At 32.8% G+C, this 14,766-nt stretch carries 13 protein-coding genes; 9 read left to right on the forward strand and 4 right to left on the reverse strand.

Annotation, left to right across the window (positions count from 1 at the left end):
* Position 1: 1 nt before the first annotated feature.
* The 8 genes from J7604_RS03665 to J7604_RS03700 all read left to right on the forward strand — a co-directional run bounded on the left by J7604_RS03665 (position 2) and on the right by J7604_RS03700 (position 9,139).
* Positions 2-1,264, forward strand: coding sequence for a hypothetical protein (locus tag J7604_RS03665; protein ID WP_293891208.1), 1,263 nt, complete (start codon positions 2-4; stop codon positions 1,262-1,264).
* Between the two features lie 8 nt (positions 1,265-1,272).
* Positions 1,273-2,574, forward strand: coding sequence for an O-antigen ligase family protein (locus J7604_RS03670; RefSeq protein WP_293891211.1), 1,302 nt, complete (start codon positions 1,273-1,275; stop codon positions 2,572-2,574).
* On the forward strand, positions 2,552-3,589 hold the full coding sequence (locus tag J7604_RS03675; protein ID WP_293891214.1) for a glycosyltransferase family 4 protein: 1,038 nt from the start codon (positions 2,552-2,554) through the stop codon (positions 3,587-3,589). The genes J7604_RS03670 and J7604_RS03675 overlap by 23 nt, the downstream gene beginning before the upstream one ends.
* Positions 3,590-3,677: 88 nt before the next feature.
* Complete coding sequence (locus J7604_RS03680; RefSeq protein WP_293891217.1) at positions 3,678-4,094, forward strand: DapH/DapD/GlmU-related protein; 417 nt, start codon at positions 3,678-3,680, stop codon at positions 4,092-4,094.
* A gap of 1 nt (position 4,095) precedes the next feature.
* On the forward strand, positions 4,096-4,986 hold the full coding sequence (locus J7604_RS03685) for a sulfotransferase (RefSeq protein ID WP_293891220.1): 891 nt from the start codon (positions 4,096-4,098) through the stop codon (positions 4,984-4,986).
* A 95-nt stretch (positions 4,987-5,081) separates the two neighbouring features.
* Positions 5,082-6,389 (forward strand): nucleotide sugar dehydrogenase, encoded by a 1,308-nt coding sequence (locus J7604_RS03690; protein ID WP_293891223.1) that lies wholly within the window; start codon positions 5,082-5,084, stop codon positions 6,387-6,389.
* 79 nt (positions 6,390-6,468) lie between these two features.
* Complete coding sequence (locus J7604_RS03695; RefSeq protein WP_293891226.1) at positions 6,469-7,722, forward strand: glycosyltransferase family 4 protein; 1,254 nt, start codon at positions 6,469-6,471, stop codon at positions 7,720-7,722.
* A gap of 31 nt (positions 7,723-7,753) precedes the next feature.
* Complete coding sequence (locus J7604_RS03700) at positions 7,754-9,139, forward strand: undecaprenyl-phosphate glucose phosphotransferase (RefSeq protein ID WP_293891229.1); 1,386 nt, start codon at positions 7,754-7,756, stop codon at positions 9,137-9,139.
* Positions 9,140-9,144: 5 nt separating this feature from the next.
* Here J7604_RS03700 and J7604_RS03705 read toward each other — a convergent pair whose 3' ends face one another.
* Entirely contained in the window at positions 9,145-9,840 is a 696-nt protein-coding gene (locus J7604_RS03705; RefSeq protein ID WP_293891232.1) for a response regulator transcription factor, read from the reverse strand.
* A gap of 458 nt (positions 9,841-10,298) precedes the next feature.
* Positions 10,299-10,898 (reverse strand): adenylyl-sulfate kinase, encoded by a 600-nt coding sequence (cysC, locus tag J7604_RS03710; protein WP_293891235.1) that lies wholly within the window; start codon positions 10,896-10,898, stop codon positions 10,299-10,301.
* 113 nt (positions 10,899-11,011) lie between these two features.
* Between cysC and J7604_RS03715 the strand changes: the two genes are divergently transcribed.
* A complete protein-coding gene (locus J7604_RS03715) occupies positions 11,012-11,794 on the forward strand; it encodes an inositol monophosphatase family protein (RefSeq protein WP_293891238.1) in 783 nt (260 codons plus the stop codon).
* A 95-nt stretch (positions 11,795-11,889) separates the two neighbouring features.
* On the opposite strand, the gene J7604_RS03720 is transcribed toward J7604_RS03715, so the two are convergent.
* Positions 11,890-12,747: a DUF6252 family protein gene (locus tag J7604_RS03720; protein WP_293891241.1), complete on the reverse strand. Its 858-nt coding sequence runs from the start codon at positions 12,745-12,747 to the stop codon at positions 11,890-11,892.
* A gap of 7 nt (positions 12,748-12,754) precedes the next feature.
* Complete coding sequence (locus J7604_RS03725; protein WP_293891244.1) at positions 12,755-14,665, reverse strand: T9SS type A sorting domain-containing protein; 1,911 nt, start codon at positions 14,663-14,665, stop codon at positions 12,755-12,757.
* Positions 14,666-14,766: the final 101 nt, after the last annotated feature.

Here is a 14,766-nt window from a genome sequence, read left to right on the forward strand (position 1 = left end):
TATGAACAAACTGATCTTAATTATCATTTCTGTAGCATGCTTTCTTTTTGTTAAAGAGGAAGAAAAATATGAGCTATACAATCCTTCAAAAGAGATCATTCAACAATCCAAATTCAAACAAGTAGAATTTGGCTTTAACCTTGGCTACCTTGCAAGAATAAAGAGCTCTGAAGTGGCATTAAACAAAATTTCTAGCTCCGGACAATTCAAGTATATAAGAATTTATGAGCCTTTCGGAAGGACATTATACAATAATTTTGATGATATCTATTCCAAGATTAATCAAATAACGTCAAAAGGATTTACCCTATTGATTTCACTTTCTGATTATCCATACGAATCAGAAGTTAAATCAGATATCAATGAAAAATATGAATATGAAGGTTTAAATGACGAAGCTATAGAAAAAATCTATAGATACTCTAACAGATATCCTCCTGCAGACCTAAATAAATATAAAGTATACTTAAACAAGTTTCTTTCTGGTCTACAGAATAAAAACTTATTGGATAAAGTTTATTTCGAAATAGGTAATGAACCGGATTCAAAAAAATACTTCTGGGGAACCCCAGAACAGTTTGAAGAAATCAGAAATGAAACAGTTAAAATCTTAAATCAATATAACACAAAAATCATCTGTTGCGGATATACCGCATCCTTATTAACAAGCACGCCGGATGACAGGAGAAAAAAATATATAGAATCCATCAAGCGGAAAAATTCCATTAACCATCCTCCTCTATCTTTTCATATATATTTCAATTCAAACAATCAAAACAGAGACTTTGACACCATCACTTCTACATACATAAAAAATGGAACGATCACTGAATACGGCATATTCAGCAAAATTACCGACCAGACAGTAAATAAAAACAAAATATACAACTCTTCAGAATACATGTATTGGTTTGGAAAACTATTAAACTTTACATACAAAAATGACATCTTAAGAGTTTTTCTATGGAAGCTAGCTGATGATCCGTCACAAAAAGGAATGCCCGGTTACTTTGATGGCAAAGGATACGAAAAAGAAAATTATAGATATCTTAATATTGCTCTTGATGTAATAAAAGATGGTTACTATGTTGAAACAGATGATTCAAAACTAAAAATTACGGGAAAGAATAAAACAATACTAATAGCTTTGAAGCCTATTGAACTTGACAACATTCAAAGCTCCACATACTCTGAAGTAGCGAAAATTCAAAACAAAAGCATCCGGCTAACAGAGAAAAATTGGATCATTTACAACAATAAATAAAGTTGAAAATGATAAATAAAGATAAGCTCATTATATTAATCTTCCTTCTTGGTCCATTTTTTATTGATCAGGCCAATGGCTTGATTAAAGAAAAACTTAATCTGGATATATCCATTAGCGTCTATTACAAATTTTGTATCTATATAATTCTAATTGTTTATATCTTCATTAATGACCAGAAAAAAAAATATAGTCTTGGTATTCTGATTTTATTCTTACTTTTTATCATAAGTGTATTTGCCAATTTAATAACATCTCAAACCGACATCTCCACAATTTCAAAGGATTTCACGTTCATAGTAAAAATCGTTATCCTGCCTCTCACCTACTTCGCTGCCAATATTTACTTTAGCAATAACACAAAGTTACTGAATAATGATCAAGCTACTTATAACCTATTTACCTTTCTTTTAACTATGTTATTTATTGCACAGATCCTTACTCCATATGGATTTGGCCTGTCAACATATGGAGAAAACAAAGAAGGAGAAGCAATAGGCTGGTCTGGATTTTTTATTTCGGGAAATGAGCTAAGTGCATTTTTTATTCTAATATATTCCTTGACCAGCTTTTTCGCTTTATATAATTATCATAAAATAAAATCACCACTGATCATAGTTATGGGCATAATGTCGGGAGCCTTCCTTGGCACAAAAACCGCTATACTTGGATCATTTCTAATATTGTTTATGAATTACGCTTTAATCAAGGCATATAACAGAACCTTACTTAACATTACAAAATTTGACATCACTCTTATCAAACTCCTATCAGTCGGTATCTTGATGGGAATGATATTCATTGGAAAAATAATCGAATTAATGACTCCTCTGTACAACCGATATGTTTATTTCTCTGCTATTAAAGAAAATGCAGTATATGGAAGTAGGATTGAAAGGTTAGAACCTATCATTACAGAATATAAAGATTTTTCATTATTACAACAACTCTTCGGGAGAGGATTTGCATTTGCCAAAAGCAGAACAATTGGAGAAACCAGATTCACAATAGCTGAAATAGATATCATAGATCTATGGTATACTTTCGGATTTATAGGCATGTGTGCCATATATGGAGTATGGATATATTTATTTATTAAAACTGCTGGTTACTTCTTTTATAAAAAAGATATCCTTGCAATTCCAATAGCTATATCGCTAATTATACTCATCATGAACAGTGTAGTTGCCGGACATATAATGTATGCAACCCTCACTCATATTTTTCTGGGATACATTCTAGGATATCTTTATAAATCCTTTGAAAACAAACAGTTAATTAAAGCCAATGAAAATTCTACTAATTTCTAATATGTACCCTTCCGAAGAGAAGCCATATGCAGGAATATTTATAAAGAACCAATATGAAAGACTTAAAACAATTATGCTCAATGATGAGATACATTTGTTTTATATGAAAAGGAAATATACCAATACATTGAGTAGTATTTTAAAATATGCCAATACATTTATAAAGTTTATTCCAAATCTATTTAAGAAATACGATATCATCCACGTCCACTTTTTTTATCCTTTGATCATACTCGCAATACTTTACAAAAAGCTCCATAGAAAAACAAAAATAGTAGTGACATTTCATGGAACAGATATTACACAACATGTTCAATCGAGGATCAATAAAAAAATATATTCAGTATTTGCAGCACAGGTAGACATCATTATTGCCGTAGGTAGAGACCTTGCAGAGGAAATAGAAAATAAACTACGGGTAAAAGTCAATGTAATCCTAAGTGCGGGAATAGATGAAAACACATTTTACAAGGAAGAACAAACAAACAAGGAATTCGACTATCTGTTTGTAGGATCATTCATTAGCAGAAAAGGTACGGATATATTGATTGAAAGCATTAAACAAATAACCAATACAAATATCAAATACTGCTTTGTCGGATCAGGAGAATTTATAGGTGAATTACAAAAATTAAACAAAGAGCAGGTAAAAATATATCAGAATTTAAATCAGCAACAGTTAAGAACAATTTATAATAAGTCAAGGTTCTTTGTCTTGCCTTCTCGGAATGAACCTTTTGGACTAGTAGTAACTGAATCTATGTTCTGTGGCACTCCAGCTATCGTTGCACCCAACGGAGGGCTTACAGAACAGGTTATTGATAATAAGAATGGCTATATAATGAAAGAAAATACACCTGAAGTACTTTCGGAAATTATTAATAAGACTATTGCAATGAACGAAGATGAATACAAAAACATTTCTGAAAATGCTTATCGTTCAAACAAAACCCATAGTCTGAATAACATTTGCATGGAACTCAAAGAAATATACAAAAACATTTATGTTAAATAAAGTCTCCTATTTCTTTTATTATTTAATAATAAAACAGCTTCCACATAGCCGGTATTTAACTTTATCAAATACCATAAGAGTTTTATACATGAGCAAGGTAATGAAAATAATGCCTTACGATTCTAAATCAATGATACAAAACAATGTTTATATCAGTTCTCCCGGAAAAGTTAGAATTGGGAATAATTGCCAGATCAATGAGAACGTTTTCATACAAGGAGCTACAATCGGGAATCATGTGATGATTGCTCCAAATGTTGCATTAATCTCTAATATGCATAATCATAACCTGACTGATATTCCAATGAACCTTCAAGGAAAGGTAACTGGTAATAAAATAACAATTGAAGATGATGTTTGGATTGGTAGAAATGCTATAATAATGCCAGGAATAGTAATAGGCAAAGGAGCAATTATTGCAGCCGGAGCAGTTGTAACTAAAGATGTCCCGCCCTACACCATTGTAGGTGGAGTACCAGCAAAACAACTTAAAAGGAGAAAATAAAATGAGACTGGAAAAGCCAACTATACCTGAAAAAAAAACAATTGTGTATATCATTGGAGCCGGAAGAAGTGGAACTACACTGCTAGACATACTGCTTGGAAATGGCGCAGAATATACCAGCTTAGGAGAAATTAACAGATTTCCCAAACGGGATGGTATTCCACCCAAAACTTCCACTGCATCTGATAAATATTACTTTTGGTTGCAGATAAGAGATATTGTCATGGCCCAAAACAATCAGGTGAAGCTGAGCTATATTCATACATTACATAAAAAGTTTGAGTATCATACCGGATATCTGTTTAACATTTTATTAAAAAAGTTTAAAAAACACGAATACAGGATATACACAAAATTTTTAACGAATCTCTATGATGAAATTTTCAAATATACTAAAGAGAATACTATCATAGAGTCTTCCAAATATCCGGGCAGAGCATGCAATCTTTCCGAAATATTACCATATGAAATGAAGTACATTTACCTACAAAGAGATCCAGTTGCTGTTGTAAATGCTTTTATGAAGAAAAACATAGAACAACCTTCCAAATCATGGCTATTGGCAAATATCTATTACTTCTTTGTAAACCTACTATGTAAGAGAACAATCAGGAAACTTGGCAAAAAACACAATGTTATAACCATCAAATATGAAGATCTGCTCGCCCATCCAGTTAGGGTATTGACAGATATTGAGAAAAAACTATCGATGGACTTATCCTTGGTTAAAGAAAAACTAGAAAAAAAAGAAGCCCTTAAAGTAGGGTACTTATTTGATGGAAACAGAATACGCACCAATGATGTTATTTCATTTCAGCCAAGCAGGTATGATTATGAAAAAACTTTTAAAAATAAAATTACGAGATATATTAACCTTTCACTTTATTCATAATGTTAACTTTTGTTAATATTCACTTAATATCCAAATAATTTGTTTTCTATACCTTTACATCAGAAAATAATATTAACCACCTGATATTTTTTGAAATGAAAATAAGTGTATTTGGTTTAGGTTATGTTGGTATTGTATCCTGCGCATGCTTTGCTAAATATGAGCATGAGATAATAGGGGTTGATACCAATGAAGAAAAAATAAAGCTTATTCAGAATAAAAAGTCAACTATCGTTGAAGAGGGTTTAGACGAGCTCCTTATTGAAGGAATAAACAAAAACCTCATCACGGCTACCAATGATTTTAATTATGCAATATTGAACACTGATATTTCTATCATATGTGTTGGTACTCCAAGTCAGCAAAATGGGAATATCGATTTGAGCTACATCTATAACGTAGTGGATCAAATAGGTCAAAGCCTTAAAGAGAAGGACACATTTCATACTGTGCTTATCAGAAGTACCGTTGCCCCTGGCACAGTAAGACACTCAATAAATAGGATCGAAGCCATATCAGGAAAAATATATGAACAGGACTTTGCAGTTGCCTCTAACCCAGAATTCCTGAGAGAAGGTTCTGCAATTGCAGACTTCTTCAATCCACCATACACCATTATTGGAACAGATTCAGACAAATGTGCTAAAATAATTACTTCCCTATACAGCAGTATAGAGGCCCCGATATATACGCTACTCCCTGAAGAATCAGAAATGATTAAATATGCGAACAATAATTTTCACGCTTTAAAAATTACTTTTGCTAATGAGCTTGGGAATATATGTAAAGCATTAAAAATAGATGGAGAAAAGGTCATGGATGTAGTATCGAAAGATACCAAACTAAATCTTTCCCCTTATTATATGAAACCAGGCTTTGCATTTGGAGGGTCATGTCTACCGAAGGATGTAAGAGGTCTCTCCTATCAGGCAAAAGTTCTCGATGTTAAAACGCCTTTGTTGAATAGCATACTTGAAAGCAATGATCATCAAATCCAAAAAGGCCTTCAATTAATTTACGCAACAGGAAAAAAAAGAATCGGAGTATTGGGTTTTGCCTTCAAAGCTGGAACAGATGATTTAAGAGAGAGCCCAATGGTTACTTTAATTGAAACACTAATTGGAAAAGGCTATGAATTGCTGGTTTACGATAAAAGTGTAAACCTGAGTAATCTACTTGGTAAAAACAAAGAATTCATCAATTCTCATATCCCTCATATTTATAAATTAATAAGAGATCATATTGAAGATATAATAGAACATTCAGATGTAATAGTTATTGGAAACAAATCATCTGAATTTAAAAGCGCGCTTCATTGTAATCAAGACAAAACCATCATTGATCTGGTTAGAATAGATAAGGCGAAGACAACAGAAAAAGGATATGTCGGCATTTGCTGGTAGATCTTCTAAAGGTTCAATCGCTAACAAAGTCTGAATAGAGCTTATCCAATCCATATTAAACCACCAAACCACCAAGAGTATGGAAATTACAAGTAATTTAACCGACATATCCTTTAAGGTAGCTATTCCTCAGGTTGCACAATCTGAATTTAAAGACAAACATATATTAATCATAATTGAAAACCTTCCCGCTCCTTTTGACAGAAGGGTTTGGCAGGAAGCATCCTCATTAAAAAAATATGGAGCTAATGTGTCCATCATTTGCCCAAAAATGAAAGGTTATAATAAATCCTTTGAAACAATTGATGGTATTGACATTTACAGACATCCTATGCCTCTTGAGGGAAGTGGCCTTAAAGGATACCTACTTGAATATTCTTCTGCTATCTTCTGGGAACTAGCACTTGCCTTTAAAATATATTTCAAGAAAAAATTTGATGTTATCCATGGATGTAACCCACCGGATTTGATATTCCTTACAGCCTTACCATTCAAACTTTTCGGAGTAAAGTTTGTATTTGATCATCATGATATAAACCCTGAGCTATTCATTGCAAAGTTCAATAAAAAGAACATTTTATATCGCGCAATGCTTTTCTTTGAAAGACTTACCTTCATGACGGCAAATTACTCGATAGCAACGAATGAGTCATACAAATTCATTGCACTCACTAGAGGAAAAAAAGATCCGGACAAAGTGACAATAGTAAGAAGCGGACCTAATCTCAAAAAATTGAAAATATCAGAAGGCAATCCAAAATATAAGAAAGGCAAAAAATATCTTGTTGGATATGTTGGTGTAATAGGCGAACAGGAAGGCCTTAATCTCTTAATGGATTCTATAAAAATAATAAAAGATCAAAAGGTTGACGTACACTTTGCCATTATTGGATCCGGAACATATCTGGAGAATATAATTAAACAAGCCAGAGAATATGGGATAGATGACATGGTTGATTTCTATGGAAGAGTGGAAGATGATTTAATGCTGGACATTTTAAATACATGCGACGCATGTGTTAATCCAGACAAGCCCACTGAAATGAACAACCTTTCTACTATGAACAAGATCATGGAGTATATGGCGTTAGGAAAACCCATGGTTCAATTTAACCTTAAAGAAGGAAAATATTCAGCAAAGAAAGCTTCACTTTATGCAGAGAATAATAATGTTAAAGATTTTGCAATGAAAATAATTGAATTACTCGAGAATCCTTTCCTAAGACAGCAAATGGGAGAATATGGCTATCAAAGAGTAAAGAATGAACTTTCTTGGGAAATAGAAGAACAAAAACTCATCAAGTTCTACAAAAAAGTCTTAAACATAAATTAAGAGCAAAGGTAGCATTACACGTTCCTATACCATGCGTACAAGATTTTCCAAATTTATTAAGATCATACATTTATTTGGAGACTTAACACTTTTAAATTTATCGTTTGTCTCTTCCTATTTATATAGGGTAAATGAAGATCTATTCGACGACCACTATGTATCTTTATTAGCTGTTTTTAACCTTGCTTGGTTTATTTGCATATATACACTTAAGGTCTATAATATAGACAGAGTGACTAATATGTATAAAATTCTAAATAATTTATTCATTTCTTTCATACTGCATGGATTTATTATTTTCTGTTTTATACTGGCTATTAAAGGATATTACTATTCACGATTTCATTTACTTATAACATATATCCTCTTCTTTCTTGGGCTTCTTTTATGGAGGTTTATATTTCTTAAATCATTAAAGATGTACAGATCCAAAGGATTAAATTATAGAAATGTAATCATCATCGGAGGAGGATCTGCGGGAAATAGAATGTATAATTATCTCAAATCAGACATGTCCCATGGCTATCGCTTCATAGGTTTTTTCGATAATGATATTGAAAAATGTTTATATAAAGAGAAAGTTATAGGAAAGATAACTGACCTACCCGAGTTTATAAAGAACAATAAAATTGATGAAATATTCTGCGCCTTGCCCTTCTCATCAGCCAAGAGCATAAGGGATTTAATGACTATTGCAGATAACAGCTTAATAAGATTTAAGATAGTCCCGGATTTCAGGGGATTTCTAAATAAAAAAGTAAATATCAATTTCTACGAAGACGTTCCAATACTTACTCTCAGAAAAGAACCTCTAGAAATCATAACCAATAAAATAGTCAAACGTACTTTTGATATCATATTTGCATTGGTAGCACTTTTAATAATCTTTCCTCCTGCATTTGTCATAGTAGGTATCATAATCAAAGCTACGTCTCCAGGCCCTATATTCTTTGTTCAAAAGAGAAACGGAAGAAACAATGAGGAATTTAAGTGTTTTAAATTCCGAACTATGAGAATTAATGATGATGCAGATAAAAAGCAAGCCGTGCCAGGTGATGAAAGAATTACACCAATAGGAAATTTTCTCAGAAAATCAAACCTAGATGAGTTGCCTCAATTTTATAATGTATTAATCGGAAATATGTCTATAGTAGGCCCAAGACCTCATATGATCAAGCATACACTTGAATACTCTGCCCTTATAGACAAATTTATGGTAAGACAACTTGTAAAACCTGGGATCACCGGATGGGCACAGGTTAATGGATACAGAGGTCAGACAGAAGATAAAAAGAAGATGTTAAAAAGAGTGCGTCACGATCTTTGGTATATAGAAAATTGGAATCTATTACTAGATACGCTGATTATTATCCGTACTGTGTTTAATATGGTAAAAGGGGAAAAGAATGCCTTTTAAAATTCTTAGCTCAAATGAAATTTATAACCAATCTTCTTAACAGTATCAATATAATCATCACCAATCTTTTCCCTTATTCTACTAATATGAACTTCCAAGGTTTTGGAGATCTCAGATACTTCAGAACCCCATATTTGCTCTATAAGCTCTTTGCGTCTGAATGTTCTGTTAGGGTTTTGTGATAAACAACATAGAAGTTCAAATTCCTTCTTTGATAAAATAATAGTTTTATTCTTTTTAAGCACGACGAAGTTTTCTACATCAATGGTCAAATCATTTATTGTTATCTTATTATCCTTTTCAGATTTTACTGAGAAATTATTTTTATTTCTTTTTAGAAATGCATTCACACGGCAAACTAAAAGCCTGGGTTTTATGGGTTTGATAACATAATCATTTGCTCCTGTTTCAAATGCAGAGAGCTCAGTTTGTTGATCATCTAAAGAAGACAAAAACATAACTACACAATTTTCCAACGCTGGTACCTCTCGAATTAACTTGCAAGCACGCAGACCATCAAATTCATCAAGTTTAACCTCCGTTATGATAAGATCAGGTAAAAAAGATTTTGCTACCTTTACAAGGTCCTTTCCACTCCTGCAGCCTTTAACTTCATAGCCTTCCTTTTGAAAAATAAATTCAAGTATATCTATAATCTCTTGGCTTTCGTCTGCGACTAGTATTTTAAAATTCTGACTCATAAACAACTTTTTTAATAATGACAAAGCGCTCGAACAGCATATGCAAATACATTTACTGTAGCTTAGACCATTATGTTTCCATCTGATTAAAATTAACAAAATCTATCATTAGTTTAAATTTTATAAAGCTAGATCCATAACATTTAATTCAATTTTAATTCATTCTATTGAGGGCTATTTAAACCTATCTCATAACCAACATTTTACTAGGCCCAAAGATGAAAATAAATTTGACATTTAAGTTTAGTTTACCATTACTCAGTAAATATGCACCACATACCTTAATACTATCTTAACAATTTGATAACACAAATTAATTGCAATATAGATTCATAAAAAAAGAAAATCCCCTTTAGGGGGACTTCCTTAGCTTCAAAGTCAGAAAAAATTAAATTAAATTAAAAGAAAAGACAAACAAAGTCAGATTGTGATTACACTAAAAAGTATACTTGAAGAAGTTAAATTTCAAATCTTATATGTTGTATAATATTACCTATGATCAAATCAGTGCATTTGGAAATACTATCAATATCAGTACGTACAGTTAATTGAGAGTTATCTGGTACCTCAAATACAGAATCCATTCCGGTGAACTGTTTTATATCACCATTACGTGCTTTTTGATACAAGCCTTTAGGGTCACGTTTCTCACACTCTTCAAAGTCACAGTCAACGAAGACCTCAAAGTAATCTGACTCTCCAATTATCGCTTTGGCCATTTCACGCATCTTCTTGGTAGGACAGATCAAAGATGTAATAGTAATGATGCCATTGTTAACAAATAACTTTGCCACTTCGGCTACACGTCTTACATTCTCCATCCTGTCAGCGTCCTGAAAACCCAGGTTTTTATTGATACCTGTTCGAAGATTATCACCATCAAGAATTTTAGTAAAATAACCTTCAGTATGTAATCTGCTTTCTAAATTTTTTGCAAGTGTACTCTTTCCTGAACCAGATAGACCGATCAACCATATAGCAATAGACCTTTGCCCCAATACATCTTCTTTGGCCTCTCTGCTAAGTGTGATATCAAATATCGGATAAATATTTTCCATAGTTTCCTTTTACACAAAAGTGATAAACAGATATTAAATAAATAAACAACAAAAGTTAAATTACAATTATATTTTACTAATTTTGAATATTATTTTTTATAATACCATCAACTATGCAACCCAAGAAAATAGCTTTGCAAGATGTATCTTATATTGCGGAAGAGGCGGGTGTAAAGATAATGTCGATTTTTAATAATATAGAGGACTATCCTTATATAAAGAACAAACTTGCTGTTGAAGAAACAGCCACAATTACTTCATTGAAAAGTATTATGCGTGGCCTGAGATCAATACATAAGAATGTTCCGATATTCCATTCTCAATCCACTAAATTGCCATTTGAGAAAACCAATTCCCTTAAAAGGTTCTGGCTTGTTGATGAATTAAATGGTTTAAAAAGATTCTCCAATAAGAAAGAAGACTTTACAATTAATATTGCTCTCATTGAAAGACAAACACCTGTGTTAGGTATGGTTTACGCTCCTGCACATGAAACATTATACATGGCTTCTGAAGAAGGTGCATACAAGGTGAAGGAAGGCAAGAAACAATTATTATACTCCAGTAAAAAGCTCAATAATCTCATTGCAATAGGCAATAAGGAAACGATTAACAACAATGATAATAAGATATTAAAAAACTATCCGATAAGCGACTTTCTGGATATAGAAGGACCTTTGTCATTTTGTATGATTGCAGAAGGCAAAGCAGATATCTACTATTGTAGCCAGCAATTAATGGACAGAGAGTTTGCAGCAGGAAGTCTTGTACTTGAAATAAGTGGTGGAAAAATATTTAATGAGAAGTGCCAGCCTTTGGTGTATAATAAGCCATTTATCAAGAAGCAAAATCTTATTTGTATTGGTAATCCCTATGTATTCAATCCACCGGCCTAACAATTAAAAAGCACTTATAATTTGGACAACCAAATCAAAAGTGCTTTTTGAAACTAAATTTATTTGAGAAAATTTATACCAATAAAGTTACATAATTATTGAATTGGTTTCCAGACGGCCATGCTACCATCCCTAACTTTTATTGTATCTGTTCCATTCGTGGAAAGTATATCAAATTCAAAGGTAGCATTCAGATATTCTACTTCTTCAAAAGTATAAAAATCTCTGACTAATAACTTCCCTTGTATTGCTTCCATATAATCTCCCGACGGCGGAACATAAAAACAAGAAACTCCTTTCGTTTTCACATCAAGTGTTTTTCCAATTTGAAGTGAGTCTAATTTCATATCACTAATATATAGTTCCATATTAGAGGAGTTGTAACCATCAACAGAATTAGAAGATTTAATATCAATAAGTGGATAGTAACCATCAATCTTAGAAGACCAATATTTTCCGTTAATATAACATTCATAATGTAAATAAATAACAGAACTTGCCCTTCCTTCTAATACTTCCACTGTACCTGAAGAACCGGTGGCATTGAAAGAAAAATTTGCATCAATAGAATGTGACACTGTATCTATTTTAATAATCTCTACTGATCCGCCTATAAGGTCCGGAGCTGTGGAATATTCTCCAGAGCTTTTGAATCTGGCATAACTCTTAGAACCTTTCTTAAGCTGGTAAACACCTGGCTTATTTGCTTTAACAACTATGATAAGGGAGTCGCCATTGTCTGACTTGCATAGCAATGTAACAGATTCTTTTGTATACAAAGCCCTACCAGCCCCTTCCCACTTTTTACCGTTAACAGAAGCCTCCACTTGTTTCTTTACAGGAGGAGGAGGAAGAGGACCGGGGAAATCCAGGTCTCCATCCTCTTTATAATTACAAGAGTTTAAAAGCAGAACTACTAAACTGAATTTTAAAAATGATCCTGGATATTTCATCTTTGAATTATTGTACGATCAGCTTAATGGTTTCTTTGTCTTTATTCTGAAGGAAATACATTCCTGGCTGCACATCAAACATATCAATTATTTCAGTGTTATCAACCTTCTTAAGTACTACACCATTTGCATCAAAAAGAACAACATCTGTTTTCTTATTCAAATTTAATGTTCTTTGAACAGGATTAGGCCATGCATTAAAGATGTTTAAGTTCTGATTAAGCCTAGGATCTGATACAGATGCTACATCAGGCTCTGGATCAGGATCCTCTTCTGAATAATGTTCAAAGAAAGATTCCTGCATTCCTGTGACTGCAATTAGTACAGATTTATTAAATGGAGCTGCATTTTCAGGATTCGGATATTGAATTGCCATAAAGCATGTATTGATTGACAATGGTGCTTGAATTCCATGGACAATAGAACCGGCTGGCCCTACAGCAAACCTTCTCAGACTATTTATAGTCGGATTTTGATTATCCAAGCTTAAAGTATAAACTTCATTTATTTTTTTATCGATACTTCCATTCTTTCCACTTCTCCCTTTATCGACACCTTGAACATTTTCAAAGATATACAGGTAGTCTGTTGGTTCTCCTCCTTCTCCGAGATCGCCTTCATACCTTCCAACAAAAAGATCATTAGGATTTGAAAAAACCGTTTTGCCATCAGCTCCATAACCACCTTCAATCATCGTATTTATTCTTGGACTTTCATAATTTCGTATAGTAAGAATTCGTCCAAATGGATCTGATATTATGTTATCTTCACTACCATCCTTTCTGTCCATAGATTTAAGATGATGAGCCAGTTGCCCATTATAAATTTTAGATTGATCAGAAAAATGATCAAATGAATAGTCGGCACCAGTTTCACTAATAACTAGAAAATTATTTGTAGAGACAGGATCATTTGCGATACAAAGATTACCAAGATTGTTAAACATAGTAGCACCCTTCTTCAGAGCCACCTCCATAATATTCTCAAGAGATTCTAAACTATAAATACCATCATCATTTATATCCAATGAATCGTACAAAGGAACCCATCCTCCTATTGAATTTTCAGTAGGTCCTTGTTTATAAACTTTAAGTGTACCATCTGAGTAATCATCTTTTTCAGATTCAAAGCTGAATAAAAGTGAAGGCTGATATCCAGCAGTAAGGTAAACACGACCATCTCCGGCTACCACTCCATGAAATGGCGCTCTGCCAAACAAATAACATTTATTAACCGCTCCAGCTGTGTTTGGGTCCACTTTAGTAACCCAATTCATATTCCTGAATCTTTCTACAATTTTCCCAGACTCAAGTCCTCTGATTCTAGGGGTAGCAGGAATCGGATAATCATCCATAGGAGAAAAACCAGAGAGACTAAGCTGTGCGTTATTTGTTATGCTCGAATCTTCAATTACAAAAAATGCCTTTTTATCTTCTGTTGAATTAGCAACACTTGAATAAACAATTCCTCCTACATTACTGGTATTGTTTTGAAAGTTAACATCTCTGAAATATACTTTTTTCCCAGATACTGTTTGTTGAATCACCTTCCAATGACCTGCATTATCACGTTGCAACTTCATTTGTGTTGCTCCTCCTCCATCTTGTAGCATTGAATGATTTTGAGATATTCTATGTGGCAAAATCAAAATCCCCGTTTCAGGATTTAATGGATTCGTGTTTGTTGATACATACCCTCCTGATCCAAAACCTTCCCTTACTGCTCCAGATTTATTAATTCTATTATCATAAGCAGTACAATCCTGGGCTACCATTAAAACATCGTAACTGATTGGACTAGCAGGTATGATGATTTCTTTTGTTACAAAATTTGTATCTAATTGCTCATAGAGTTTTTGAGAAAAGCCATCAAAAGCCAAGAGTACTAAAAAAGAAAATATTATATAGATTTTTTTCATGATAGTATTTTTTATGCAAAAGTAAGGTGGCTATCACTTCAGGTAAACTTATTGTAGTTATCAAATTGTTAATAATTTAACTTTTGTTTACATAAAGTTTA

The organism is Sporocytophaga sp. (genome assembly GCF_017745095.1).
GTDB lineage: Bacteria > Bacteroidota > Bacteroidia > Cytophagales > Cytophagaceae > Sporocytophaga.

Bases quoted from the DNA above. Each gene is read 5' to 3' on its own strand.
- J7604_RS03665 (WP_293891208.1), top strand. From the start codon at position 2: ATGAACAAACTGATCTTAATTATCATTTCTGTAGCATGCTTTCTTTTT.
- J7604_RS03670 (WP_293891211.1), top strand. From the start codon at position 1,273: ATGATAAATAAAGATAAGCTCATTATATTAATCTTCCTTCTTGGTCCA.
- J7604_RS03675 (WP_293891214.1), top strand. From the start codon at position 2,552: ATGAAAATTCTACTAATTTCTAATATGTACCCTTCCGAAGAGAAGCCA.
- J7604_RS03680 (WP_293891217.1), top strand. From the start codon at position 3,678: ATGAGCAAGGTAATGAAAATAATGCCTTACGATTCTAAATCAATGATA.
- J7604_RS03685 (WP_293891220.1), top strand. From the start codon at position 4,096: ATGAGACTGGAAAAGCCAACTATACCTGAAAAAAAAACAATTGTGTAT.
- J7604_RS03690 (WP_293891223.1), top strand. From the start codon at position 5,082: ATGAAAATAAGTGTATTTGGTTTAGGTTATGTTGGTATTGTATCCTGC.
- J7604_RS03695 (WP_293891226.1), top strand. From the start codon at position 6,469: ATGGAAATTACAAGTAATTTAACCGACATATCCTTTAAGGTAGCTATT.
- J7604_RS03700 (WP_293891229.1), top strand. From the start codon at position 7,754: ATGCGTACAAGATTTTCCAAATTTATTAAGATCATACATTTATTTGGA.
- J7604_RS03705 (WP_293891232.1), bottom strand. From the start codon at position 9,840: ATGAGTCAGAATTTTAAAATACTAGTCGCAGACGAAAGCCAAGAGATT.
- cysC (WP_293891235.1), bottom strand. From the start codon at position 10,898: ATGGAAAATATTTATCCGATATTTGATATCACACTTAGCAGAGAGGCC.
- J7604_RS03715 (WP_293891238.1), top strand. From the start codon at position 11,012: ATGCAACCCAAGAAAATAGCTTTGCAAGATGTATCTTATATTGCGGAA.
- J7604_RS03720 (WP_293891241.1), bottom strand. From the start codon at position 12,747: ATGAAATATCCAGGATCATTTTTAAAATTCAGTTTAGTAGTTCTGCTT.
- J7604_RS03725 (WP_293891244.1), bottom strand. From the start codon at position 14,665: ATGAAAAAAATCTATATAATATTTTCTTTTTTAGTACTCTTGGCTTTT.